The organism is Vibrio penaeicida (genome assembly GCF_019977755.1).
Classification (GTDB): Bacteria; Pseudomonadota; Gammaproteobacteria; order Enterobacterales; family Vibrionaceae; genus Vibrio; species Vibrio penaeicida.
In genome coordinates this window covers 3,132,358-3,158,668 of the sequence record NZ_AP025144.1, presented here as the reverse complement: position 1 = coordinate 3,158,668, position 26,311 = coordinate 3,132,358, and the positions used below count along the sequence as shown (strand labels likewise).

Below are 26,311 nucleotides of genomic sequence, written 5' to 3'. Positions count from 1 at the left end.
GCGTATTGCTCTGTTGAAGCTATTTTCATACGGATTCAATCTGGGAAGGTTGATTTGAACTCTAATCGGTATTTCTAATCGGTATAGAAGTGATGAACGGGACCCGAACCTGTGCCTACTTCTAATTCATCGGAATGAGCGATGGCTTTTGTAATGTAATGTTTTGCCATACTAACGGCTCTTTCCAAGGCATGCCCTTGTGCTAGATAAGATGCGATAGCCGATGATAATGTGCAGCCAGTACCGTGCGTATTGTTAGTTGAATGGCGTTTAGCACTGTATCGAAACACTCTTTCGGGCGTTATCAATAAATCTGTGCTGCTTTCATCCTCTTTTAAGTGACCTCCTTTCAATAACGCATTACGCGCACCAGATAGTTTTAAAGCATCGGCTAAGGTCAGCATTTCGTCTTCATTTGAAGGGAGTTTGGTATTCGTTAAGACCATGGCTTCAGGAAGGTTTGGGGTAATCAAGGTGGCTAATGGGAACAGTTCTTTCTTAAGTGCATCAACCGCTTTGCTTTCCAATAACGTATCGCCACTGGTGGCGACCATGACAGGATCAACGACGAGAAATTTAGGGTTGTACGCTCTAAGTTGGTCAGCAACAGCATAAATGATGTCTTCGTTACAGAGCATCCCCACTTTTATCGCAACGATGTTTAGGTCGGAAAAAACGGCATCCAACTGCTGCGCAACAAATTCAGCAGGCACAGAATGCACACTTGCCACACCATGTGTATTTTGTGCCGTCAGCGCAGTGACCACTGAACACGCATAGCTTCCCGTTACCGAGATGGTTTTGATGTCGGCTTGAATCCCTGCACCCCCACTGCTGTCTGAACCGGCAATGGTGAGCACGATGGGTGTAGCTGGTTTGAACATGGTGACTCCTATAAAGAGATCAATGCGCACGTTAACTGACGAATTTAGTGCATTCACCAATATAAATCGGAAGGGTTAAAAGTGAATAGGGGGTTGACTCACAAGTTGGATAAATGGCGTTGTCTTTTTAATGCCGGTTACGCTAGCTACAAGCGATATTTTTGCAATAAAGGCTTGTAGAAAGTTTGCGTTAAAACGGACAGCAACCGCCAAATACCGCGTTGAAACCATGTTAGATGCTTGGTGTAAACGTAGCTGTATTCAATTTCTGGCTTTGCACCTCTATGCGTTTTGAAGCGCGGAGCGCCAGAACTCATATTGAAGTTGAGGCCATGTGTCTTGGCGTATTCTATGGTGAAAATGGATATACGGCGATACAAGGCTAATTTAGAGGGAAGCGATGTGTCGTACCCAAAAATAGGGCAGGTCATGTCTCCATCTATAATAACCATCCCAAGCGCTGCAACCATTCTTCCTTGGTAAAAAAGCCCGCGTAGCTGAATGAGATCTTCTTGACTCATCCGGTACAGGTATTGGGCAGTAAATTGGATATTGTGCTCGCTGTACTTATCTAAATATAGGGCATCATAAAGGGTTTTAGCCCGTTCACATTCTTGCTTAGATTCAAGTGCTCTAAATTTCCAACCTTCCTCCATAAGTAACTTTTTGTCTCTTTTTACGTCGGGTGTAAGTTTGAAGTTAGCCCAATCGCAGTGCAGATAAACTTGCCTAGTGGCGATTGGTACCCAACCGTCGGTTTTTGCATTCTCAATAATACTGAGGTGCTGAACGGGATTGAGTGATCGCAGTAATAGGGCTTGTTTTGGTGCAAGCTTTAATGCAGCATCGCGAATTTTTTGAAGCGATATGGTATGCCAAGATGAACTGTACATATTGGTCGATAAGCATTGGTTGTTTAGTGTTTGAACTTCATCTAACTTGGCAAGCTTTAAGGGTATAACCACGGCTTTAATCATAAAGCGACATAGCATCCGAGCGAGAGCGTTGTGCACCTTTGGAAGCTCGTCTTCGGCATAACCAGAAATGAGCGATAATGGGGAGACGGCATAGCAGTTATTCGCGATAGGTTGGCTAACTGTACTTGGAATGATGATACCGTCTATTTCCAAACATGCGAACTCAGCCCAACACTTGTCTATTGGCGCTTCATTGGGGAGCAGGTTTGAAAACTTTCTGTACCAGTCATTTGAGCTATTCATTCAGATTCACCATTCCACTCTATGTCGAAGGTTGTCGCTGCTGATAGGCTTAGATTCTGCTTTTTTGCGTTGTAGAGAAGCCCCATGAACCCAAGTGGTGCACCATACACAGTGATGGGGACTTGAGAAACAGGAATGGCTGAGGGGGTGTTTAGAAAGTCACTCCAGCTTTTTTTGTTGAACAATGATTTCAATCCATCACAAATCAACATTACCCCGCCTAAATGTTTTGCACTCACTTTTGGGGAATTCAACGCTGATGTTTTCTTTGAGGTGAATTCGTCTTTGCTCCACAAAAGAAGGTCCCCAATAAGGTGTAAACCGCTGGTTGCTCTTGGATTGCATTCAATCACATAGACGTCACCGCTATGTTCCATGAAATCAAATGAGACTTGTCCATGATAGTTATGCTTAATACCAAACGCTTCAATAAACCGAGAAATTCTGGCATCTTCCGTGGGCTCGAAATAGGTTGCGGCGGAATGATTTAAGCAATATTTGGGTAAGTAACATTGATGTTCGATACGTTTTCCATGATCAAAAACCGCGTAAAGACACAGAGGTGCTCCCGACAGTTTTTGCTGCTGTACCCAAGGATATTGCTTGGATACCTCTATCGAAGAGATCGCTTCAATACTAATGTCACGGATGATGTCCGTGCCAAAGCGCGAATAAATCGGTTTAAGAATTGAATTAGAATCGATATCGATTTGCTTTTTGTCGGTGATCAATTGGGTAGTGGGGCGCTTTACACTAGGCAGGTTTTCTAGCAAACCAAAAACGTCTTTCTTGTTGTGCAGTGCATAAAGCAAGTCGGGCGGAGGCATAAAGCCATTCACATTTGGTCGCTCATTGATGAATTTGGCTAAGTAAAACACTTCTTCACAAGTTGGGATCACCACTTGAATATCAAAGTGGTCAATGGCTTCCAAAATAGCCGCGCGATACCCACTAAAATCGGTTTTTGGAGCGGGGGTTCTAATGTAACCGGATACGCCTTTGGTGTATCGAGCTAGCGGAAATCGTGTGCAATCCGAAAGGTAAATTTGGTGTCCTTGTTTTAGTAATGTTTGAGCCCATTCAAAGGCGACAGGTGCACGAGCCCCTGTGACAAGAAAGCGCATTGGATTATTTTGCATAGAGGTTGACCACACGTCTTTGCTTGTTAGAAGGGGTCCACTCTGGTGCGTGACCAAATTCAATGGTTACATCATCTAACTGCAGTGAATTAAATAGACCCATTAATGCCGCTTTTATTTTGTGATGCCATTGAGGCAGTGCTTCGACTGTTAACTCGTTGAGATCGGTTTGAACAATTCGGTAATCGACCCTGCCTGCGATCTCTAACGTGATGGCTCGATAGATAAGATCTGGCAGAACATGTGCCGGAAATTGGTTTCGAGTAAGTAGGAGCTTATCGCCGCACCGCCCTGCTATTGATCCAATAGGCTCAAATACGCCATCATCATCTTTTGCTTCAATAATATCGTCCAGTTGGTAGCGAATAACAGGCTGAGTTCGCCGCCTAAAGTCGGTAATAATAGGGCTATAGTGGGTTCTTTCTTGGTTCAGCCAATGCTTTTCGATATGAACAATGTCTTGGTTCCAGCGCATTTGTCCATGGTTATCGGTGCAAGCCAGAAACCCTTCTGTGCACTGATACACTTCATGAAGCTCACCTTTGAATCTCTCTTGAATGAAATGTTTATCAGCTGGGGTTAACACCTCTGCGCCTGAAATAATGCGTTGCGGTGAGATGGCTGGGGATCCAAAACTGCCGCTGAATTCGGCACAAAGCTGCAAGGCTTGGGCGCTTCCAATGAGCAATGTGGGCTGGAAATCATCCAATGCTTTCATCCACTCGTGAGTGGGCTTCATCAAGTCTGCAAAAAAGAACTGGATAGGTCCCCGGTTAACGGTGGTATAAAGTGGGCTATTTGCTCGTAGCGCTAAGGCGACTCGGTGTTTTTGCCAAACATTGGGTAAAAGCTTGCCAAGGATATTGCCCGCCCACATTTGTCTTTCTTTGCTGTCGGCAAGAAAGAGCCCGCGCTGCCCTGAAGTGCCAGAAGACAGACCAACCGTTACATCTCCAACACGAGATTCACTAAATTGGCGTGTCGATTCGCAAGTGAGCGCTCGCTCCATCAATTCCTCACCATCCAACCCTCGTGTATTGATTCGTGAAAGATTCTCCATCATGAAGGATTTATTGATAATGGGAAACGCTTCCAATGGGAGCCCTTTAAGCCCACGGTATAATGGGGAATGCTCACATACCCAGTCTAAGTGCGTCTGAATTTGCTGCTGCTGCCACGCATTCACTTGCTCGCGAGATTGAAAGCGTGAATAGCGCGCTTTGATAAAATGATTCAATAAGGTGATCATGACATCCACCCTTTTTCTTTTAGTCGGTCAATGGTGTCGGAGCAATGTGAAGGCACAAATTCAACTATGTGATTTAGTTGATGGTAACACTTACGGAGCTCGTTCAGCGTTCGTTTATACGCGCCAACATCATCACACAGCATATTGGCTAACCAGTGTTGATTGACGTTCTCAGACAAACTTTCAATAAGCCAGCAAGCATCAGCCAACAAGAAAACCCAGTTATTATTGAGTTTTGTTAATAACCCTACTTGCCCTGCAGCATGCCCTGGAAGATAAACTAAGAACAGCAACCCATCGCCAAATAAATCTTGGCATTGAAGATCAATGTCGTTTGCTTCAGGTAATACATCGCCTATTGGCTGTGTGATGTTTGAATGAGTACGAATGTTACTTCTTACCGAGTCAGGAAGAAGCTTTTTTAAATAGCCTTTGCGGACACCGCCCACTCGGCTTGACTGAGTCAGTGCGTTTAAACCATCGGGGTGGCAATGAATCTCGGCGTCGTCGAACTCGCAAATTGCCGCAATGTGGTCGGCATGAAAATGCGACAACACCACATGCTTGATGTCGGTCTTACTTATGCCTTCCTTGTGCAGTTGCTCCAAAATACCGTCACCTTGATGAAAATGACAAGGCGTCGTCCACGCGTAAAAACGTTCTGGGAATGGGCGAGTTCGTTGAAAAAACGCCTCGTGGTAACCCGTATCAAAGAGCATGTAGCCCTGCGTAGGGTGATGGATAGCGGCAACCGCAGCAGGAAAGGCTCGGGGTTTTATGCCACTACCGGGTTTAACAACAAAACCTGGGTGAACGCAGTGCCCACCTTCAAACAGTTTGATTTTTAGACCAGATGACATAACGCTGAATCCCTTCTTCTATTGATACGTGTGGTTTATAGCCAAGCAATTCTTTCGCTCGGCTAATATCCAAGGTTTGGTGGTAGTGGAATAACCCAGCAGAATACCGCGTTATTTTTGGCTCTGGTCTACTAGGTAGTTTTGTTCTTATCCACTCATTAGCGGTCAAAATAGGTAAAAGCCATGAATACGGAAGACCTTTTATGTTGACACGGGTATTGCTTCCTTGGTGATGTGAGCTTTGTTGAAATAGGCTATGTAGAATATCCAAAACGGGTTTTGGTTCGTCGTTACTGATATTTAAAATGGAACCTGATTCAATATTCTTGGCATTCTCGCAAGCCAGAATGGCGGCATCAGCGACGTTATCCACATAAGTAAGATCCAGAATAGGGTTCCGACTAGAAGGCATGAGCAGCGTATTTCCTCGAATTGCCTTCATGATTCTAGGCACAATAGCTCGGTCGTTGGGGCCAAAAATACCACGTGGTCTTAAGATGATACTTTTAAGGTCGGTAGGCGTTGATTGCACTAATTGCTCGGCTTGATATTTTGTTTTGGCGTAGTCGTTGCAAAACGGATTGGCGACAGGGTCTGATTCTTTTATTGCCCAGCGATCGCTTTCATCAAAGTACACGCTGGTGGTGGAAATATGAATGAAGGTTTTGACATCTTCTTTTAAAGCCGCATCGAGCAGGTTTTGAGTGCCCAAAACGTTGGCTTGGTAAAAATCATCATAGCTTCCCCATGGGCTTGAAAGCGCGGCACAATGAATGATGGCATTGACGCCATGACAGGCTTGGCGCAACATTTCTTTATCCGACAAATCACCGAGGTAAGCCGACGCGTTGTAGTTTTCTTCGAGTGAAGCGGCAATCTTCAGGTTTCTTCCTAAAAATCGTAGGGCGTGTTTTTTGTGGTACAAACGGATAATGGCGTTACCAAGCATACCCGTCCCACCCGTGACCAAAATCTTCATAGTGTGATGACCCCCATTCCAAGAGACAAACCAGCCGCCGATCCAGCCATAAGCACCTTCTTATCGCTGCCCGCGTGTTTGTTTCGCAGTAGGTGGAGGTTAATAGGAAGTGACGCGGCCACTTGGTTTCCTAGCTCATGGAAATTATTAACGATTTTCTCTGCGTCGAATCCCGTTAATTTGGGCAGTTTTACCATCCCATGGTAGCTAGCTTGATGCGGTAGGAAGAAGGCAATATCGTTTTTGGTTAACTCTGCCCGAGCCAAGCCGCGTTGTAGAAATTTAGGCATGACATTCACAATATGGCGAAACAGAGATTTACCATCCATTTCAAACTGGCAAGCGGCTAGGTAATCCTCGTAAGGAGTTTTATGCGGGTTCACGTTACTGCCGCCGCCTTTAATTTGACAGCATTGATAACCTTCATGATGAGTTTCAAATAGCGCTCCGTGAAAACCATAGGCGTCAGGCTTGGCTTCTAACAAATAAGCCGCCGCGCCATCGGAAAACAAAGTCGCTACCTCTGGCCTTGGTTTTTTGAATTTATTCAAAGTAATACCAGAACCTAGCTCACTTGAAACAATCAAAATCCGCTGGTGGCGATTGGCTTTAAATAAGCAATTCGCCAGATCAAGTGCAGATAAAAACGACAAACACGTGCTGTTTACATCGAAACTGGCTAGGGAAGGAGGTGCTTGTAATTGCGACAGTACGGCTGCGGCATCGTAAGGAAGTGATTGGTGGTGGGTACCGCTGGCATAAATAAGAAGGTCAATATCGTTAAGCGAAATGTCTGCCTTTTCTAAGCAACCTTTAACGGCTTTCGTTGCCATAAAAAGAGCGCTTTCTTCACCTGAGGCTATGTAACGTTTACCGACAGCGTATTTACTTCTACAGGTTCCTTTTTCTAATCCAAGGTAAAGGTCAAAATCATCTCCATTCCAAGGGTATTGGGGGAGATACACATCACTAGAGAGAATCCTAAAAGCCATTTTGTCGTCCAACTATCCATTTGTTGATTTTTTAATACTAATAAAACAGTGTTCAAAATGAAAGTAATTAAAAGACTTAAATTATCATTAGAGATAACGGCTATCAGTAACTTATTGTTATTTATTCTAAATTTTAGAGGAGCTTAATAGATTTGCTCAGAATGATGTTTTTAAATACGATTAAAAACCCTAACGGCAGTAAAACCGTTTTTAACAAGAACAGAGCGATAAGTTCCATTAAGCTAATAATTGAATCTTCCACACTGTTTTGTATTAAGTCGAGCCGTTCGGTTTGAGAGCGTAGCTTACCAGTTAAGCTTTCCCACTCTTGTCTGACTGAACCGAGGAAGCTGGAATCCTCCGCTGGCTTTTCTAATGCAGAAGGATCAGAAGCTTGTTGAACAAGTGCGGTGACTTCTTCGATATAAGTGGCTCGGGACTCGATTTGTTGATCCAAAAATAGCGTATCTACCATGATGTTTAAACCAAGGGAAATCACCACAGCAAACCGGATCAACACCATAAACTTAAACACCGAGAACCATTGCTTCTTGTAGCCCTGCATAATGGGGGACCAAATGGACAACAATAACCCCAAAGCACAAAATGCCAAAAGTACATTGGCAAGCTGGGAAGACATCATGATTAACAAGACTTTTTGTAAAGCCAAAGAACCGACAGCGAGTGTCATCACCCAAGCAAATTTGTCGATTAAGTCACTCACAGGGTTCAGAACTTGACCCAACGTAACGGAAGCCACACCAACGGACACTTCTGCACTTTTAACAAGCGAAATTGCCGCATCTAACGTACGGGCAGTCGCAAAACTGGCCCCTGCCACCAGCATGCTTTCATTTACCATCTCATGAGCTTTCTCGTCGGTAACACGCACAAACCCAAGTACCGTGATAGCAACAACCAATAGCGTTATCCATATCTTTTTGGAAGACGAAAGTTGCGCAGAAGATGAAGCTAAAGGGAGTGGGCTTTTTTGATCCGAGCCAGCAGAGTTTTCCATTTAAGTGTTACCGAAGACATAGGAGATAGGTAGGTATTATAACCAGCGTTAGAGTACTCGAATGTTAATAAATTAGAATATATGAGCTATTTGGGTTCTAATTTTTCCCTAAACTCAGACCCTCTTTCATCATATATCTATCAATAAGATCTTTCGAATTAAAGAGTTATAGCCTTCTGTGTAAAAATGCGGCAGAAATCAATCTACTGCCATATGGAACGGTGTATCTAATTGAGAGATTTGAACCTCTATGCTATTTTCGCGCGCTAAATAAGTGGTTAGTTTCATATTGAGTTTGTTAACAATAAAAAGTTAATGGCTCTCCGGTAGGCTGCGCGAAGGAAAAATAATGGGAAAACCAGCTGCACATATAGGCTCTGCTCATACTTGCCCTGCTGTAACGGGGAAAGTTCCACATGTAGGGGGACCAGTTGCCGCTGGATCACCTAACGTATTTGTTGGTGGTATGCCAGCAGCGAGACAAGGAGATATGTGTGTTTGCGTTGGTCCTCCCGACAGCATAGCCGCAGGCTCTTCTGGCGTATTTATCAATGGCAAACCAGCAGCTCGTCAGGGCGATGGCACATCACATGGTGGCTCCGTAGCTTCTGGTAACCCGACGGTTTTGATTGGGGAAAAAGCCAGTGGTCCAATGGGGAACGGTGGGTCTTCTGGAGCCTCAAAAGCCAATCGTAGTCCTGAAGACGATAACCGAGAGTTGCCTAGTGCTGGAGAATGGGTAAGCGTACAAACACTTGTTGAGCTTGCAGTGGCTGACCAACTGACCGCTGTTTTCTGCAACCGTTCTTCCGGTGGACATTGCCCATATTGTGGTAATGGCTGTTAGCTTGGAGGAAGTAAGTGAATAAACTCAAAGCACTGATGGCAAATGATGCCCTTAATCACTGGATAGTTGTCGACGCTATTCGAGTTCCTGATATTGAGGAACAAATTTATCTCCATGAATCCACTTCAGAAGCCTTTAAGCTCTACGATGAAAGTCCTCTTCAAGAATTCAGAGAACAAAGCCCTGTCATATTCCAATACTTTGGTGCAGAAGGAATTTCTGAGCAGCTTTTTAACGACTTTGCATTTCGCACCAGTAGCGTCATGTTTTCCGCAAATGTTGAAGTTGAACCATATCGTATTTTTAAACACCTCCAGTCATTAATGGTTGTGAATATCGACAGCAAGAAAACGTTGCTTAGGTTCTATTCAAGTAAATTCTGGAATTCTTCAATTGGAAAAATGGCCCAAAGTGATATCGATACGCTTTTAGGACCTTGTCAATACATAGGTTGGGTAAACGAAGATAAAGAACTTAAGGTTTACCAGGGAAAAGAAGTCGATGAGCCCAATTCAAATGACGAAATATTGAACTTAAATTCTAGCTACTTTTTGGAATTGATATAAATGGAAATCACAAAAGACATTTGCGTAATTGAAAACAATGATCCAGTTTCATTAATTTCTCGAAAGTTTGGCTTAAGTGTCGATATTGTAAAAGAACTTAACAGCAACCAACTCAAGTACTCAGATTTTTATTCACTCACAAAAGAAGCCGTTGAAGCGGGTAATGCTGGTGAAGCGGAGAAACGTACTCCCCTCCCAGATGAACCAAAAGAACGGGCATGTGGTAATGAAATATGTTCTGAAAAAACGGCAGACTTTGTTGATATCCTCTATGTACCTGCCCACCCGAGTACCGGAAACCCATATTGGTATGCGATTACCCAAAAAGCACAAGATGCCATAAAAAAAGAACAAGATCTGCTTAGTAAATCGGTATCTAAAGACTCTAAAGCAACACTCTCAAAAATGAATGAGCTTGGTCTTCTATCAAAATTTCAAACCGCACCTCATGAAGCTTTTTTGGAAAGCGCTAACGACAAAGAAAGATATAGAGATGTACTTCGAAAGCTGGTTGCATTGCGTTCAGGGGCGGCGGAGTACGCTAAAAATGGTGAAGCGGGTTATGTTATTTATATTGCTGAAGAAGAAGGGTTGGATTACGACAGCTTTTTAGACAGAAGCATTACGTGGGAAAATGTAAAGCAGTATTTTCTTAAAGCACTTCCTTACATTTCGCCACCAGTGGGTCAAATATTAGACTGGATTGCTGAGGACGAGAAAAAAATCAGCCTAATTGAAAAAGCTCGTTGGCGTGTACAAGCAAAATTGGTTGATCACTTAGAAGATGAAATAGATAGGTTGGAATACCTAGCTGAAAGAAGCGCCAAAACCAAAAAAAGTGATGATGGAACTGCATTTGTCTACGACACAAACCTAAAATACTTTACCAGTGAAAGACAAAAGGACATCGCAGCCAGAGTAAAACAACTGTTTCGAGGAAGGCCTTACAAAGACCAAGATATGTCTTTAAATTCTCACGCTACTGCATTGATAAAATACAAAAAGTTCTGGAATGAAGACGCGAAAGAAACCGCCGATTTTATTTTTAGTGAAACACCTATCACTCGTGGAATGCCTCAAAAAGTAAGAGCGTATCATTCATTTATTAAGTCACTGAATAAGCTCAATATTTATGGCTATCTTATCAAAGAGCAAATTCTTACCAAAGATGAACTGTTTGGAGGGAGTGGCACTCAGTTTGGACCCAATTTCCTCAACAACTCTTCTTACTACAAACATTATAGAGAAAACGCTTGGTTTTCAGACAAAGCCGTCCCGATTGAGATCGAAAATGAACAACATGTTCGCGAGGCGCTAACTCAGGAGTTGGGCTTACAAAGCCTAAGAGGTGTCGACTCGCAAGTACGCTCGAACCTAATTGAAGAGAAATCGAAACAAGTTAACTGGTCTTATTATCCGACATTAGCGGTTATCGAAACCATTGATGCAACATTGGCTGAGTGGCTTGGTGATTTAAGATCGGTTCTTGCTAATCAAGGGGGAAGTACTGCTTCCACAATTCCAGATATATTCAGTGAATTTGTTTGGGTGAAAGCAATTGCAAAAGCTCGCCTAGAAAACTTGAAGAATATGGCGAAAGAGCGAGCAGGAAAGGAGGGCTGTGAGCTAAGTAATCATTACTTGGATAGAATGAACCGAGATACCGTACCAAAAACATTCCAGGTTTTATGGGATGAAACAAAATTTGTCGCAAGTAGAAAGAGTATAGGTTTATTTCGGACTGATTCTGGGGCAGCAGATTTACAAGTCGTGGAATGTTCTCTACTTTCAGACGGCAACGTATATTGGGTAAGAGGACCAAGCTGGTTTATTCCTTCTTCGCAAAGTGAAATAGCGAGAGCAAAAGGGCACGTAAAAGATGTAACAGAAAAGGTCGGGCTTGTAGACCCTATACTCGCGCCGGAGCTCACACTTGGAGACGCCTTAAAGGCAATAAAAAATGGAGCTTTGTCATCGTTATCAGGACCTAAACTGAACTTAAAATTAGAAATTGACAAGTTTGAGTCAAAAGCGTTCTGGCAGGATTCTTATCATTGGCAAGGCGGTATGCATGAAGAGAAATCAGCCTACATCGCCAATGCGCAAGCACAGTTTTTCCGATTCACTTCGAGCACTGAAGCTACGTTGAACTTGCCTGCAACGCAAGTGACAGGAGTTGATGTAAACCGAGACCTCACTGGTGGAGCCTCAATAGGTATGCGTCTCAATTTATTGAGCGGTCAGTTACATTTTGCTACTTGGTTTCCTTTAAATAATGATGCTAAACAGCCCGCCAAAGATGTTGAAGGTATTCGATTAAGTATTCCATACATCGCTAAATTGCCTAAACAAGATGCTGTAGAAGAAAGGATTTTCGATGGCGGCGAGTTGTTTATGAAGGTTTCTGCCACTGTGTATGGGACAATAGGCGCAAGTTGTAATCTGTCTGCTCAGCTATCCTATGGTCCTTCAACGACGGAGCAAGGAAGTATTGGCGTTCGAGGACAAGCGTTTAATGTCGCGAGCTACAACGAGCAAGTAAATGCCCATGCCTCAGCAAGAGTGCATGATACCAATATGAAAATCCCAAAAGGTGTTGCACAGGCTACTGCCAAGGTTGATCTTTTTGCAGGTGTTGAAGCTGGGGGGAAAATAAATGCCGACGTTTATTGGCGGCCACCAACAGTGACTATTTCAGGAGTCGCACACAAAGGGAGTACACTAAAGCTCGGCAGTGTAGGCACACAGTTAGCGGGCAATTACGGAATCGGTTTCTCAGGTGAATTTCGTTTGGTGCTGGATAACGGCGTACTTACCATCATTGCTGCGGCAAAAGTGGTTTGTGGTCCCGGTGTTTCAGGAAAGTTCTCGTTCGCACTCAATGCCATTAATGCCGACCGATTTATAGCGCATTTGCTGAGTATTTTGAAAGAGTCAGGCTTTCGATACATTCGATTCTTTGGTGAAAAGGACGAACACGGTAAAAATGAGGCATTTGAGGAGCTGAATCAACAACTAACTCTAGCGGTTTGCCTCGGGCTCACATTAGGTGAAGTGCTTTTACTTCCTGCCACATCCTATAACTCTTACAAATTCGATATTCTACAAGAAGATTATGCGCCCACCATCGCTCGCCATATTTTGGATAAGTCTCAAAAAGGTACACAGGCTTGGGTGAAAAACTTACCACCAGAGACGCTAAGTAACCTGTTTTCTTGCTTGATTAACGCAAAAGAAAAGGGTTGGTTTGAATCAGTTGAAGAGGAAAAGAAAAGATTTCTAGAAAAACTCAATATGGCGAAAGCGTTGGCTCAATTATTTGACTGGATTAAACCTTCGGTACTAAACAAAGAGAATAACCACAAAGTATGTCGGCAATTAGAAGAAGCGCTTATAAGGATGGACTCCAATTTGGAAGAAAATGAAGCGCCTTTACTTCAATGGAAAAAGTTGGCCGACAGTTGGCAGAGAATTGATAGATTTATATCTTCAATAGAGGTTGAAAAAAATATTCTCAATGATGAAGGTGAAAATGTAATAATTGTAGCTGAGGAAGATGCTAAATTTATTAAAAAAAGTATGGCTAACGCGATGGAAGTTATAGGCTCAGGATTTTCATTGTTTAGATACGTAGACGCAAATGGAAATATTCATTACAGAGCTGTAAAGAAATCAACTGAAAATAGCAAGCAGAGTGTTAAAGAAAAGAGTAATACACTTCGAAGTATATATAGAGAGGATAAATCTTGGGAGGAAATCACGTGAAGTACAATATAAAAAAAATAGTAATGAATACAATCATTACAACTATTGTATTTGTTTTTCTATTTTTAGCTTTCATGTATGGTAGGAAATATTATAAGGATTTGCCAACTGAATTTAAAATAAATCAGTTAGAGAACTCACATGTCTACTCAAGGCTTCTAAATAGTCGAGAATATGTTGGAGTTACAAATAAAGACCCATATATTTCTAGTGCCTACCGACCAGGGGACAAATTATACGAGCCATTACTGGCAGTACAGCAAGGGCGGTGGGATGAAGCTCAAGAACTTCTAGAGCCATTGGTTATGGCTGGTGACACCACCGCCATGTTTTGGTTGGCAGAGATCAATTATTCCACCGGTGCTTTTTCAGGAACCTATGGGGCGACCTTATTTAAAAAGGCAGCCAAACTAGGTAACCCTTATGCAGCTCTAAAATTAGACGGCGACAATGAAGAGTGCCAACGTTTTATGGGCAGGCATTGCAGTAAAGAGTGGGGCGATCTTGCTGAAAAACTGCTAGAAGAACGAGCAGCCAATGGAGACTACAAAGCGCGTTTTGCATTGAGCCGATATCGAGGTTGGAACTCTAAGGAAGACTTTAACGAAGCCGTTGAAGTGGTTATAGAAAGTGCAAAAAATCATTATTTCAGACCATTAATGGAAGTGGCCTTTCCTTATTATGATGCAAGCGATATAGAACGGACAAAAATTGAGAATGATTTGCTTAGATTTATCTTACATCATAACTATCCTCGTGCAATTTTAATGCTTCACTATGGTGAACGAGAGTTTTCTGATGAGTATAAGAAAGAGATCTATGAAAAGTATATGTTACTCGTTGGGAATAAGGACTTAGCTATCTTAGATTATTATGGCGAAAATTATAGAAATGACAGAGACAAACTCATTTATAGTTTGGCTTTTTCTATGCTTTCAAATACCTATAAAAATGAGTATGGCGGTAAAGTAAGAACTTGGGAATTTGAACACAGATATCTTGATTCTGGTGATAAATTCACTGAAGAAGAGATTAATAAAGCCAAAAGTTTATTTGAAGAAATGAAAAGCACATCCACCCCTGTGATTTATATTGATGAGATTGAACCAAGAAAATATCTTTAGTAATAACGCCCTAATTAGGCGCTTGATTTTTATTATGAGATCATTGTTTTCTATATTGTTACTATTCATTTCACTGTGTTCTTGGGCAACCGATTCAATAGAACAAGGAATTCGACTTTTTAATCAAAAAGAGTACACCCAAGCACAAGAAATACTCTTAGAGGAATCCCGAAAAGGCAGCGCCTACGCCACCTATTGGTTAGGTGTGGTGCAATACAAGAATGGCGAACATTTTGAAGCAGGTGATACGTTTTTAAAAGCAGCGGAAATGGGAAGCCCATGGGCAATGGCTATGTTGTTTGAAAATAAGCTCTACATGCATTCACCTTGTTCGTATTTAAGTTGGGCGTGTGATGATACATGGGAAGAAAAAGCAATTAAAGCTTGGGAAGATCAAGCCAAAAATGGTAATGGAAAAGCACTATACGCACTTAATATAAGTCGAAGAGATTGGTGGGAATACATTCCATTTTACCGTAGCGGAATTTATAAAGAAATAGCGCGAGAAGCGACAAAAAATGGTGGTTACCGGTACTTTAATTACAGTCGGTACTGGGATTCGGATGATGAAAAAATTAGCTATCTCAAGTTGGCGGCTAATAAAGGGTACGCACCAGCAATGGTTTCATTATACTATTATACTGAAGATACCGATCCAATTTCAGCCGAAAAGTGGCTATATAAAGCACTGAGCCTTGGTTATCCGAATGCAGCAGAAGCATTCTTAAATAAATATTTTCTAGATGATAGTGATAATAAAGACTTAGAGAAAACTTATTTTTATAATAAACTTTGGGGTGAGCTGGGAGGAAGGAAAATGAGTGACGAGATTTTTCTAATCGAAAGTGTAAAAGTTAATGGGGCGACAGTATTTGATGATAAGGGAAAGCGAGTTACTCGAAGAATCATTTCTCAAGAAGAACAAAATGAATTAGACCGCCAAGTAGAAGAGTTTGTCAAAGATATTAAAATTAACCTATTCCTAGATGAAACCTCTATCGAGTTGTTCTAATTGAACGCGCCTAAAATAGGCGCTTTTTCTTCTTCTCTAATCACAAAATGATATGTGGAACATACCGAGCGTAGTCTTGGGTGATGAGTGAATCATCTTCTCGGATCGACATGCCTGCTGCCCGGTCGTTGACGAGCCAACTGCCGACAAGAGTGTGACAGTTATTGAATACGGGGAGCGGATGGTATGCCTGAATGATTGCCCCTTCTTCGCCATACGGTCCATCTGCTGTCGCCACTTCTTTTCCGTCTTTGAAGATTGAGATATTCGCCCCTTCGCGTGAGAAGATTGGTTTTACAACGTAGTCTTTCAAAGTATTTGCTTGAGGGTCATCCGAGAAGTACGAGGGCAGCAGGTTAGGGTGGTTTGGGAACATTTTCCATAACATGGGAAGTAATGCTTTGTTAGACAAAACAGATTTCCACATAGGTTCCAACCAGTTTACTTTCGCTTCCGCAAGGTGTTGGGCATACTCCTCATTGAACATGAATTCCCATGGGTAGAGTTTGAACATCCAACGGATCGGGCTGTTTTTCAGATCCGTGAACTCGTGGTGTTGGTTCAAGCCAATGTCTTCTATAAACACAAACGCTGTCGAGAGCCCTGCTTCTTTGGCGCAATCCTCTAAGTATTGAACCGTTCCTCTGTCCTCTTCTGTGTCTTTACAGCACGAGAAATGCAGCGTTTGACCGGGCTGAGATTTGGCGAGCTGATGGAATCGGTCTATCAGGTAATCTTGTAGAATATTAAATTGGTCGGAGCGCCTGTCCAATTCGCCTGCGTTAACTTTTTCTTCCAACCAAACCCACTGCCAAAACCCTGTCTCGTATAAGCTGGTTGGTGTATCTGCGTTGTTTTCCAGAAGCTTTGCGTGCCCCTTCCCTGAATAGGCAAAGTCGAGCCTCGAATATAAGGAAGGTTCATTGGCTCGCCACGACGTTCGAACGTTGTCCCACATCTCGCTTGGGATCTGAAATTTCGCGAGCAGTTCTTCGTCGTTCACCACTTTGTCGACGACTTGCAAACACATTTGGTGGATTTCTTCGGTTGGCTCTTCGATGTCTCGTTCGATCTGCTCGAGCGTAAATTGGTAATACGCTCGCTCATCCCAATACGGGTCGTCGTACATACTGTGAAAGCCAAAGCCGTATTTTTTTGCAAGTGCACGCCAATTTGCGCGCTCTTTGGTATCGATTCTTAGCATCAGGGGTATCGCGCCAGATTTTTGATGGAAGGTCTATCGACCTTAATGATGAATAAAAGCGAAAAGAAGTAGGGGACGATTTGCCCCCCTACTTGGATGGTATGAAGTTATCCGCCCCATCCTGACTTCTTGCCACTTGAGCGAGAAGAAGATTTAGAACCAGAGGATTTGCTCCAGCTGGATTTGGCTTCTACGGTAGAACCAAAACCGCCCCGCGACATCGTTTTAGATACGGTTGGCGGCTTTTTGAAGTCGTTTGTTTTGACTTTGATTTTTTTGTGTTTTTTGTAACTACTGCTACTTGAACCGTACCAAATACCATCGTCGCTGTACCAGCCACTGCGGTAGATGTACATGGGGCGAGAATAGTAGTGTGAGTCGGTAAGGCGAGCGAACATAAACCCACTCAAAGCTGGGATGAACCAATTTTGATATTCTGGCTGAAAACACCCGCGTGTAAAATCGAATTCACAGTCGTCCTGAGTGTTAAATCTAGGTGAAGATAACAACGCTAGCTCTGCCGCATCTTGGTACGCGGTCTGGCATTGCTGGGTATACCCAGGGTGGGCATCGCTACACTCTTCAACGGTTCTAAAGATTTCTGCTTCCGTTGAATCGTCCGAACAACCTGTAACGGTGGCTAACCCCATGAACGCTACGAGAGGTCTGACATCAGCTTGTCGCCAATCCTTTTTCATGGATGGCAATATGACTTTTCTACTCCGTTTCATCCGGTGCTCCTTAGTAAGTCATACACGCAGCGTTAAGCATACCTACTGCGATTGAAACACTTGCCAACACAATACCGGCAGAGATTTCGTTGTCTTCAATACGCTGGGAAATTTTAGGCAAGAACATGAATCGAACGAGCATAAAAGCAAGTAACTGAGCGATAAATGCGACTACTCCCCAGATAACAAAATCGACTAAGTTAACTGAGTTAGATGCTGCTCCCGCGATCGAAATGCTGTAACCCACAAACGAGCCCGAAAGTGCTACTGCGGCAGCGATATTATTTTCTTTGACCAGTTTCCATTCGTCATAAGGCGTAAAGCGGATATAGACCAGCTTAAACAGGATCAAGAAGGCGATACAAATCGCAAAGTATGTTACGAAATCCACTAAACCCGCTAGGGATTGAGCCACTAATTCCATGAATGAAATTCCTTGTAAATGTGTTATCCAATGACAGTAAAGTCAGTGGGTGACAGGTCGACGCCTGTAATATAGGTAACGCAGCGCTCAGCCGAACCATTTTCGAAACTTTCTTCGCATGAGATCACAAGCGATTCAGCTAAATCGGGGGTAGCGTCGCGTTCATAAAGCATAATGAATTGGTCGGTTTCCGATATCTTTCCGTTGCTGTGGTAGGTTTTTTCTGTCATCGCGACGGGGCGGTCGTTATCCCATACCTTGGTGAACTCATGATCGTCAAGTTGCTGAGATGGCTGCACCAAATCTGTCTCTATCCAGCGGTTCCAAGTGGTTTCTAGGTCGATAGACTTGGTCTCATAGAAGTAAAAGAGCTTCACTTCTAATACTCCAATGTCGCCTTCGCCATTCAGCAATACTTGTATGTATCCATCGTCGTCGGTGTAGTATCGAAGCAGTGTTGTTTGACTATCGAGCTTCACTTCCCCGACGGCTTGAATCAGCTGGGTACGAGATGCGCCGTCAATGGTGAGTTCAGGTTCGAGCATGCGAAACTTTAAGTCGTCCAACTCGAAAGCACCGCCAAGTCTAAGCCCTAAAACTTCGGGAGCATTGGGCTTTTCTTCGGTTTTTTCTGTTTTTTTCTTAAACCAGTCAAACATGGTTATTTCCAACTGAAGTTATCAATTCGCTCATCGGCAATATAGAAAAGCGTGTTACCGGCGGATACCACACAATCTAAGCTGGGGTTCAGCTCAATACCTGTTCCTTTATCAATACCAATCAGGGTTGCTTGATAGTCCTTTTTAAAGGAATCGAATAACTCGCTGATTTGGGTTTCAGAAGCATTGGCAGGAAATGCCACTGAATATTGAGTCATGCCTTGTGTTGAATTCAGCAGCTCTTGATGAAGGGCGCTCGAGCCAGGGTCGACAGCGGCTTTGGCCAGCATTTCGGTGGCTACCGATGGAATGCACTCGGCATTCGGGCAGTGCTGCTTAAGCAATCGACTTAATGCTTCGTCTTTGAAATAAGCCAGTAAGTGCGCTTTCGGGTTTTCATTTGCGCAGTAGAGGGCTGCTGATAAGGTGACGTCGTCTTCTGGGTTATCGATGATGACACAACTCGCGGCAGGCAAGTTGGTTTTCACCATATCGTTACAGTCTGTGAAGGCACTGACTTTAACGAAGTCGATTTCAGATGGAAGCGGGTTTTCTATGTCGGCTTTTACACAAAGTACGATGCGTCTTCTGCCCGTTTCTTCATGTTGTAACATACGAATTAAGTGCAACGTCCGTTGCTCATTCCAACCCAGCAACAGAATATGATTTTCCACGTTTACTCTCCGTTTTCCTAATACGCCTGCACGCCACATCGTGACGACCAAAACCCCAATTTGACTCACTGATATTGCAAATAAACCCAATCCAAACGGGATGACAAACAATGCCACAATCCAACGACCTATTGGCGTGGTTGGTGACATATCACCGTAACCAACGGTAGATGAGGTCACAACAATGTAGTACAAAAAGTCGGTGACACTCGATGTAAGGTCAGATTCGCCCGCAAACGCGAGTAACGCCCATGAAATGACCACATAGCCAGCGGCTAAACCGAGTAAGCTTTTGGTTCTTAGAGAAAACAGGTGGGCGTATACCCACCTTTTTAATGTAAACCACACAGTCATGTGAGGAATGTACCTTTATTTGCCTAAGATACGAGCAAGCTCGTCTTCTGCGGAAGATTTACCCCCCGCGGTAATACCTGCATTGGCCAGTTTTTTATCTAAGCTGCTGCCCGATTGCGCTTCGTGCAATTCTTCCGCTGCTTCTAACTGAGCTTGTTTCTCTGCTTGACGATTTTTAATGCGCTCAAGAGATTCCACGGCGGTGGTCATTTTACTGTTCGCACCAACGTTGGTCGATGAGACTGAAGCTTGTGCTTTTTGCACTGCTTCATTGGCTTTTATCACATCCACTTGCTGCTCTAGCTGACGCAATTTGTCTTTCGCCTGGGCAATGTTCTCGCGTAACTTTTGCTCAGACGCTTTGAACTGCTCTGCGTAATTTTGCTCGGTAGTACGTTGATTGGTCAGCTCTGCTACTCGCCCTGCACATTCAAGAGCTAACTCTTGCTCACCCTTTGTCATGGCGTTACGGGCGTGTTCTTCGTATTCTGCAATGCTGCCGTCTAAACCTACGACTTTGTTGTCAGCAAGTTTTCTTTTCGCGACCAGAGAAACCAACGCTTCGTCTGATTTTCTGAGTTCTTCTTTCGCTTCACGGATCTCTTGATCCAAGATACGAAGTGCTTGGCTATCTGCAACCTCTTCAGCAGCTTCGTTTACGCCACCTTTAATCGCAGTAAATAGCTTTTTCCATACACCCATTATGCTTCTCCTAAGAATTCTTCATACAAGTCGATGAACGCTTCCACATTACGGTACAGTGTCGCTATCTCAATCAGCACGCTCTCTTCCTTTGATTGAGAAGAAAGAGAACCGAACGCCACATAGTAGTCGTCACCGGCAATGTTGTTAATGCCGATAGTAGAAAGCGGGAACATTTTGTGGGTTCTTAAGATTTCATCATTCAAGGCGTTTACATCACGCACTGACGATTTTGCAAAAAGCAGAACTTCAGCAATGATTTGTTCGCCAGCAACAGCGAGGTAAGCCTCTACACCATCTTCATTTCGAATAAGAAGAGATTGAGAGGAAGTGTTGTTTTCGACTGTCCAGCCTTCGTGGTTAGAAAGTACCGGCACTAAGTCGTTGAGTGTCCAAGCCATGTAGATATTCCTTATTTATTATGGAATTACCATCTAAACGTTGTATGCAACACCGAAGATGTATGTGTGTTACACAAATCCAAGATTAGATACTAACCGTATCATATTGTTTCAATATGAAAATTCATAGCCATAAATAAATCGAGCTATTCTACAAATTTAGACTTTTGTTAAACATGAAACCTAAGCGCTTTAGGCGTGAGTTAAGAAAGCTTCCGTTAACTGTTGGTAGAGAGCGTCTATGCTTGGTCGCTCTTTTATATGCTCAAACAGTGATGTGTGTACACTGGCTTCGATGTGATTGCTGTGCCCACACAGCGTGTTACAAAGGTTAACGGGGGCGACGATGCTTTCCATAATGGCATCAACGAGAATACATGCCTGAGAGAGTACAACTCTTCCGCCGTCTTTTTTGAGCAATACTCGCTGCGCAGTGCCGACGACTTTTTTTCCATTAATGTTTAGGTTGTAGTCGCCATCACAATAGGAGTGGGGCGTGGCGTGTATATCGGTTCTAACGCCCAGAGCTTTAAAAAACTGGGTGAGGACAAAGCACAAATCTTGATACGACTTTTGAATGTCGTAGGGAACGCCTTCTTCCCAATGATAGATGTGAGAAAGGTTAATAATTCCTGGAACTTGTGGAACAGGAGCGCCACCTGTTTTTCGTGACATGAGAAGCCACCCTAAGTTATCCAACCCCGACGTTAACTCTTCAGTTACTTTCCACTTCTTACCAGAAGGCAAGACCAATGTGGCCGTTTTGGCTTGCCAAAGCATCAATACCTGAGAAAGCTCTCCAGATTGAACTTGTTTTAGTAACACGCTCTCTTTTTCAAAAATATCTTCTACTTCAATACTCTTAAAACGAACCAGTTTATTTTTGGAAACCATAGATATATTCACTTTCGGGGTTGACCAATCTCATTCTAAGCGGGTGCCACAGGATAGGTAAACCATTCAAATTGGTCAGACTTTCCCTGTTCGGGTTTCTAGCCGAATTTAGAGCTGCATAGTTCATGTTAACGATCAATGTTTAAATTTGATATAAAAGAGAGCCAGCTGTTCATGACTTGTTAGTGATATTTCTATAGATTTCTTTTTTCATAGATTGCTGATAATTATCAAAAAAATACAAACCTATCGGCTTTATTAGGTATTGCTGAACTAACCTTTAATAAATAAATGGCGAATAGTCCAAAAATAAATGAGGTTGGTTATGGATAGCAAAGTAAATGTATTGAAGAGAGTTGGAAGGTTTAAGCGCTCTCGATTGGCAATGGCGTGTTTGGGAAGTACGGTACTGCTAACAGGGTGTATTTTCGATGATGATGTAAGTCCAACAGTCGGTGGTGAGTCGAATGTTTCTACCCCTATTCAAACGAGCTTGCCAATAACGAGTGGGCTGCCCATCCATCTTGTTGTGAACAATGGTGCAAACCAAGATTCTGTAGGTGGGCTAGATGTCAGTGCACAATTCCAAATGGAAGGGCAAGATACCAATGTAGACATTTCTATCATCGACTCTGACGGGATAGTTGTGGCTGGTTATAAGGATGGCGGTAGTTATGTTTCTGGTGATATGAAAATTCCATCTTCAGGCTTTTTACCCCTAACACTAAAGTCCGATAATTTAAAGAAAGAAGACAATTCATCTGCCACTTTGAGTCTTGTCGTTTCGGGTGATGGTTTTTTCTCCAATGCGGCAACGTACGATCTTTTGTCTTCAGATACTTCTCTTCAAAACCGAGTAGAAGTCCTTCCTAAATCGACTTCTTCTGACTTCGCTGGTGCGTTTGCTGAAGAAACCGTGTGGCTCAGTGGGAATGTAGTTACTCAGCAAGTTGTGATCAATACGCCTATAAAACCAACCTCCAGTCTGGCTGGGCAAATTCTTGATAATGCACAGATTTCAATTGATATCCCCGCGAATACGGAGTTTTTTGATAGTAACGGGAATCCATTTGAACCGACTGGAGCGGTAAAAGCATCTGCTGTTTTGGTTTCTGCTGATCCTAAAAACCTTTCAAATAGCACGAACAACCCTTTATTTGCGTTCCCAGGTGGGCTCCAGGTTAGTGGCCTTGAAGGGGCGACACCGTCAGATTTAAATAACGATTCTGAATTCAGCTTTATCAGTGCAGGGTTTGTCGCCATCGAAATCAAAGACAGCTTAGGAAATCAAGTTTCTCAGTTTGGTGGCGATGGGATAAACCTAAACTTTGAAGTACCGAAAAGTACGGTTCACCCGAACACATCTCAACCTATAAAGTTGGAAGATGGATCCATCCCATTATGGAGCTACAACGAAAATACAGCTAAATGGTCTTATGAAGGTGAAGCGCTGATTACAGCTGAAAACGCCAATACATTTAGTGTGGTGAAAAAGATAACGCACTTGTCTTATTACAACCTTGATTGGTATGGAACAAACAGATGTAAGCTCGATGTAGATGTTTTAGACAAAGACGGACAACCCAACAATCAGAGGTTGCGCTTGTCTTATGCTCGTAAGGATGGCGGTTGGGCCTACAAGCCGTCAGGGTGGGGGAATGATTTAGACAAATTGAACATTCAGAGAGTCCCTGCCTTTGCTGGTACCTTCGATTTATTGGACAGCATCGGAAACAGTCTTTTGGCATCCATAGAAGTGGATGGGCAAAGTATCGCAGTTGGAACTGGTGAAAAAGGTGTTAATCTCGACGATTTCTGTTTTGGTAAAACGAACGATGCATCAAAGTCATTCACTGCGCACTTAAACATCAAGAACCCTCCAAGAATAAACCTTAAGCCAAGTGTGGAGTTGGTTTGCCCAACGGACACAACCAAGACAGCAAGCGCAAACAGTGGGCGTTATTATTTGTATGAGGGCTACTCATATATTCAGCGCGGACAGGTAACGAATGGCGAGTTAGATTTACAGAATTTAACTGAAAACGCACAATATAAGTTGTATTACTACGGCAATAATACTCGAGGCAGATTAGAGTTTACAGCGTCTGATTCACTGACCTCACTTCAAATTAATGACCTATCACTTTGCCCGACAGTGAATCAAACCTTGCATACACGACTCGTCTGTTTGGACAGCAATCAAACGGTTATCAAGCAGAAACCCGCGCCTCTAAGCCGCTATTGGGCATATGATGAAAGCTATTCGCAGTATATGCAAGGAAGCACCAATGACAATGGTAATGCGACGCTAGATAAGATTGTTGAAGGGGTAAACTACTATGCGAGAGCTTATTTAAGAGAAAATAACCGATGGTACTACGGTCGCTTATCTACTCCGTTTGTCGGTAGTAGCTCGCAAACGGCGACAGTGGATATGAAGCTTAGAAGCACCGATTCCTTCTGTACAACGGACGAGCCCGTAGATTATGCACAGACTGAGTTGTCGGGCTCTGCGACATCGGCAAACGCGAATGGCACGGAAAAAGTTACGATTACTGTTCAAGAAAAAGACCAATATGGGAATTCACTAGGGAGTAATACCGGAACTCTAACTCTTAGTGCTTCTCCTTCAAATGGAGTGACGATTGAAAATACTCAATCCAATGGTGACGGTACGTATACAGCGGATGTATCTTCATCGGTTGCCAGCAATGTGGTGATATCTGGAAGTATTGATGGTAATGCAATTTCTGATACTGCCTCGATTGATTTCGTACAAGCTCTCGATGTGAGCCAAACGGTTTATACATTAAGCTCTACCAGCGTGAGTGCGAATGGATCGGATGAAGTGACTGCCACGGTAACTCTAAAAGATTTTGAAGGGCAGGCATTTGAACCAGCAAGCGGAACCGTGAGTTTTGCTACTACAGGCACAGCGAATGGTTCTGGCGCAACGCATCAAGGTGGCGGGGTTTATACTGAAGCATTTACATCGACAACATCGGGTTCGGTCACGATAACACCTCGATTGGACAGCACTGACCTAAGTTCTGCTCAAACCGTTACCTTTACAGCAGCGTTAGATGTTAGCCAAACAACCCTTGCACTAAGTACTAACACTGTAGATGCAGATGGCACAAGCACCGTTACTGCAACCGTTACACTAAAGGATTACGCAGGACAAGCTTTTGAACCAGCAAGCGGAACGGTGAGCTTGGTAACAGATGGAAGCGTAACGTCTTCCGCAGTAACAGCTCAAGGAGATGGTGTGTATGTTGTGACTTTAACTTCAACGAGCGCTGGCTCGGTCACGATAACACCTAGATTGGACAGCACGGATCTTAGCTCTGCTCAAACCGTTACCTTTACAGCAGCGTTAGATGTGAGCCAAACAACCCTTGCACTAAGTACTAACAGTGTAGATGCAGATGGCACAAGTACCGTTACTGCAACCGTTACACTAAAGGATTACGCAGGACAAGCTTTTGTCCCAGCGAGTGGAACGGTGAGCTTTACGACTACAGGCACCGCGAATGGTTCTGGCGCAACGCATCAAGGTGGCGGGATTTATACTGAAGCATTTACATCGACAACGGCAGGTACAGTAACAATCACGCCAAAACTGGATAGCATTGATTTAGCAGCTGCACAGTCTGTGACCTTTACGTCTGCAGGACCCGATTTGGCTCAGTCGACGATTACAGCAAACAGTTCTGCAACCAAAGTGAACAACGCTTTACAGTTAACAGTGACGTTGAAAAAGGCTGATGGTTCAAATTATGGTCAAAGTGGTGGTACGTTAGCACTCTCGTCCTCACCTTCTGGAATCACTGAAAGTGTAGTGGATAATGGAGACGGTACTTACACCGCGACTATTAACAGCTCAACGGCGACTGATTACGTCATTACCGCAAACGTAGGGGGTAACAACTTAACGAATACCGTGAGCGTTGCCTTTACTCAAGTCGATGTAGGGAATGTGGAAATGACCTCTAATGTCACCATACCTAATGGTGGTTCAGGTCAAATATCAGTTGTGCTGAAGCAGTCTGATGGCAGCGATGTAGGGCACGGTGGGCACACGGTTGCGATTGCGACAGCCAGCTCTGTATTCGCCTCAGCAGCAACTACGGATAATGGTGATGGGTCTTATGCGTTAAACGTGACATGTAACTTAACGGGCTTTACTGCACCAATCACTGTTGAAGTCGATAACAGCAGCATAGGTACGTTTATGCTGACTTGTAGCTCTTAATTTTTTTAATCTAATAGCTATAGAGCCAGCATTTGTTGGCTCTATTTTTTGTAACCCTAATAACTCGTCAAAAAATATCACCAGTAAGTTCATTCTTCAGTACCCCTCATATATTCAGGTAAATATTCCATATAGTACAGAGGCAGAACGATGTGTACTCTTTCAGCTGCAGGAGAACCTTGAGTACCAGTAAGCTTAATGGTTTTGTGAGGGCTACACTTTTTCGATATAGGATTGCAGTGATTTCGCTCGAATATGCATCCCGCTTTATACCTCACAAAACGCTTAAAACTTTTCAACACCCTACTACCTTGCTCCTTTTTTATAACTCGCTTAATGTAGAACAACTCGTTTCCCG

At 43.3% G+C, this 26,311-nt stretch carries 22 protein-coding genes and 1 pseudogene; 6 read left to right on the top strand and 17 right to left on the bottom strand.

The window, feature by feature from the left end; all coding sequences use genetic code 11:
- Positions 1-74 precede the first annotated feature (74 nt).
- The 8 genes from thiD to LDO37_RS14105 all read right to left on the bottom strand — a co-directional run bounded on the left by thiD (position 75) and on the right by LDO37_RS14105 (position 8,341).
- Positions 75-884 (bottom strand): bifunctional hydroxymethylpyrimidine kinase/phosphomethylpyrimidine kinase, encoded by an 810-nt coding sequence (thiD, locus tag LDO37_RS14140; RefSeq protein WP_126608701.1) that lies wholly within the window; start codon positions 882-884, stop codon positions 75-77.
- A 146-nt stretch (positions 885-1,030) separates the two neighbouring features.
- Positions 1,031-2,104 carry a GNAT family N-acetyltransferase gene (locus tag LDO37_RS14135; RefSeq protein ID WP_126608702.1) on the bottom strand — a complete coding sequence of 358 codons (1,074 nt, stop codon included), beginning with the start codon at positions 2,102-2,104 and terminating at the stop codon, positions 1,031-1,033.
- A complete protein-coding gene (locus LDO37_RS14130; protein WP_126608703.1) occupies positions 2,101-3,243 on the bottom strand; it encodes an ATP-grasp domain-containing protein in 1,143 nt (380 codons plus the stop codon). The genes LDO37_RS14135 and LDO37_RS14130 overlap by 4 nt, the downstream gene beginning before the upstream one ends.
- The gene (locus tag LDO37_RS14125; RefSeq protein ID WP_126608704.1) at positions 3,233-4,492 is read right to left on the bottom strand and encodes a F390 synthetase-related protein; all 1,260 of its coding nucleotides are present in this window, start codon (positions 4,490-4,492) and stop codon (positions 3,233-3,235) included. The genes LDO37_RS14130 and LDO37_RS14125 overlap by 11 nt, the downstream gene beginning before the upstream one ends.
- Positions 4,489-5,352, bottom strand: a complete 864-nt coding sequence (locus LDO37_RS14120) for an MBL fold metallo-hydrolase (protein ID WP_126608705.1) — start codon at positions 5,350-5,352, stop codon at positions 4,489-4,491. The genes LDO37_RS14125 and LDO37_RS14120 overlap by 4 nt, the downstream gene beginning before the upstream one ends.
- Positions 5,321-6,331: an NAD-dependent epimerase/dehydratase family protein gene (locus LDO37_RS14115; protein WP_126608706.1), complete on the bottom strand. Its 1,011-nt coding sequence runs from the start codon at positions 6,329-6,331 to the stop codon at positions 5,321-5,323. The genes LDO37_RS14120 and LDO37_RS14115 overlap by 32 nt, the downstream gene beginning before the upstream one ends.
- Positions 6,328-7,323 carry a 3-oxoacyl-ACP synthase III family protein gene (locus LDO37_RS14110; protein WP_126608707.1) on the bottom strand — a complete coding sequence of 332 codons (996 nt, stop codon included), beginning with the start codon at positions 7,321-7,323 and terminating at the stop codon, positions 6,328-6,330. The genes LDO37_RS14115 and LDO37_RS14110 overlap by 4 nt, the downstream gene beginning before the upstream one ends.
- Positions 7,324-7,456: 133 nt before the next feature.
- A complete protein-coding gene (locus tag LDO37_RS14105; protein WP_126608708.1) occupies positions 7,457-8,341 on the bottom strand; it encodes a hypothetical protein in 885 nt (294 codons plus the stop codon).
- A 349-nt stretch (positions 8,342-8,690) separates the two neighbouring features.
- On the opposite strand from LDO37_RS14105, the gene LDO37_RS30365 reads away from it, so the two are divergent.
- From LDO37_RS30365 to LDO37_RS14080, 5 genes are read left to right on the top strand one after another with little or no spacing between them, the layout of a single operon-like run.
- Positions 8,691-9,188 carry a PAAR domain-containing protein gene (locus LDO37_RS30365; protein WP_126608709.1) on the top strand — a complete coding sequence of 166 codons (498 nt, stop codon included), beginning with the start codon at positions 8,691-8,693 and terminating at the stop codon, positions 9,186-9,188.
- 14 nt (positions 9,189-9,202) lie between these two features.
- Positions 9,203-9,754, top strand: coding sequence for a DUF4123 domain-containing protein (locus LDO37_RS14095; RefSeq protein WP_126608710.1), 552 nt, complete (start codon positions 9,203-9,205; stop codon positions 9,752-9,754).
- Positions 9,755-13,519 (top strand): hypothetical protein, encoded by a 3,765-nt coding sequence (locus LDO37_RS14090; RefSeq protein WP_224055245.1) that lies wholly within the window; start codon positions 9,755-9,757, stop codon positions 13,517-13,519.
- Entirely contained in the window at positions 13,516-14,643 is a 1,128-nt protein-coding gene (locus LDO37_RS14085) for an SEL1-like repeat protein (RefSeq protein WP_126607310.1), read from the top strand. Before LDO37_RS14090 ends, LDO37_RS14085 begins: the two co-directional genes overlap by 4 nt.
- Positions 14,615-15,655: an SEL1-like repeat protein gene (locus LDO37_RS14080; protein WP_224055244.1), complete on the top strand. Its 1,041-nt coding sequence runs from the start codon at positions 14,615-14,617 to the stop codon at positions 15,653-15,655. Before LDO37_RS14085 ends, LDO37_RS14080 begins: the two co-directional genes overlap by 29 nt.
- A 40-nt stretch (positions 15,656-15,695) precedes the next feature.
- Here LDO37_RS14080 and LDO37_RS14075 read toward each other — a convergent pair whose 3' ends face one another.
- From LDO37_RS14075 to LDO37_RS14040, 8 genes are all read right to left on the bottom strand, one after another.
- Positions 15,696-16,859, bottom strand: coding sequence for a glutathionylspermidine synthase family protein (locus tag LDO37_RS14075; RefSeq protein WP_126606888.1), 1,164 nt, complete (start codon positions 16,857-16,859; stop codon positions 15,696-15,698).
- A gap of 107 nt (positions 16,860-16,966) precedes the next feature.
- Positions 16,967-17,590, bottom strand: coding sequence for a DUF1190 domain-containing protein (locus tag LDO37_RS14070; RefSeq protein WP_126606887.1), 624 nt, complete (start codon positions 17,588-17,590; stop codon positions 16,967-16,969).
- 10 nt (positions 17,591-17,600) lie between these two features.
- Positions 17,601-18,014 (bottom strand): DUF350 domain-containing protein, encoded by a 414-nt coding sequence (locus LDO37_RS14065; RefSeq protein ID WP_104401921.1) that lies wholly within the window; start codon positions 18,012-18,014, stop codon positions 17,601-17,603.
- Between the two features lie 23 nt (positions 18,015-18,037).
- Positions 18,038-18,673 (bottom strand): YjfK family protein, encoded by a 636-nt coding sequence (locus LDO37_RS14060; RefSeq protein WP_126606886.1) that lies wholly within the window; start codon positions 18,671-18,673, stop codon positions 18,038-18,040.
- A 2-nt stretch (positions 18,674-18,675) separates the two neighbouring features.
- Positions 18,676-19,701 (bottom strand): potassium channel protein, encoded by a 1,026-nt coding sequence (locus tag LDO37_RS14055; protein WP_126606885.1) that lies wholly within the window; start codon positions 19,699-19,701, stop codon positions 18,676-18,678.
- Between the two features lie 15 nt (positions 19,702-19,716).
- Positions 19,717-20,403 carry a PspA/IM30 family protein gene (locus LDO37_RS14050; RefSeq protein ID WP_126606884.1) on the bottom strand — a complete coding sequence of 229 codons (687 nt, stop codon included), beginning with the start codon at positions 20,401-20,403 and terminating at the stop codon, positions 19,717-19,719.
- The gene (locus LDO37_RS14045) at positions 20,403-20,804 is read right to left on the bottom strand and encodes a DUF2170 family protein (protein WP_104401924.1); all 402 of its coding nucleotides are present in this window, start codon (positions 20,802-20,804) and stop codon (positions 20,403-20,405) included. The genes LDO37_RS14050 and LDO37_RS14045 overlap by 1 nt, the downstream gene beginning before the upstream one ends.
- A gap of 192 nt (positions 20,805-20,996) precedes the next feature.
- Positions 20,997-21,698, bottom strand: a complete 702-nt coding sequence (locus tag LDO37_RS14040; protein ID WP_126606883.1) for a lipoate--protein ligase family protein — start codon at positions 21,696-21,698, stop codon at positions 20,997-20,999.
- Between the two features lie 325 nt (positions 21,699-22,023).
- Here LDO37_RS14040 and LDO37_RS14035 point away from each other — a divergent pair, with 325 nt between their 5' ends.
- On the top strand, positions 22,024-25,953 hold the full coding sequence (locus LDO37_RS14035; protein WP_185829875.1) for an Ig-like domain-containing protein: 3,930 nt from the start codon (positions 22,024-22,026) through the stop codon (positions 25,951-25,953).
- Between the two features lie 89 nt (positions 25,954-26,042).
- Here the strand turns inward: LDO37_RS14035 and LDO37_RS30280 are convergent.
- Positions 26,043-26,220: pseudogene (locus LDO37_RS30280) on the bottom strand (AAA family ATPase); the annotation flags it as partial.
- Between the last annotated feature and the right edge of the window lie 91 nt (positions 26,221-26,311).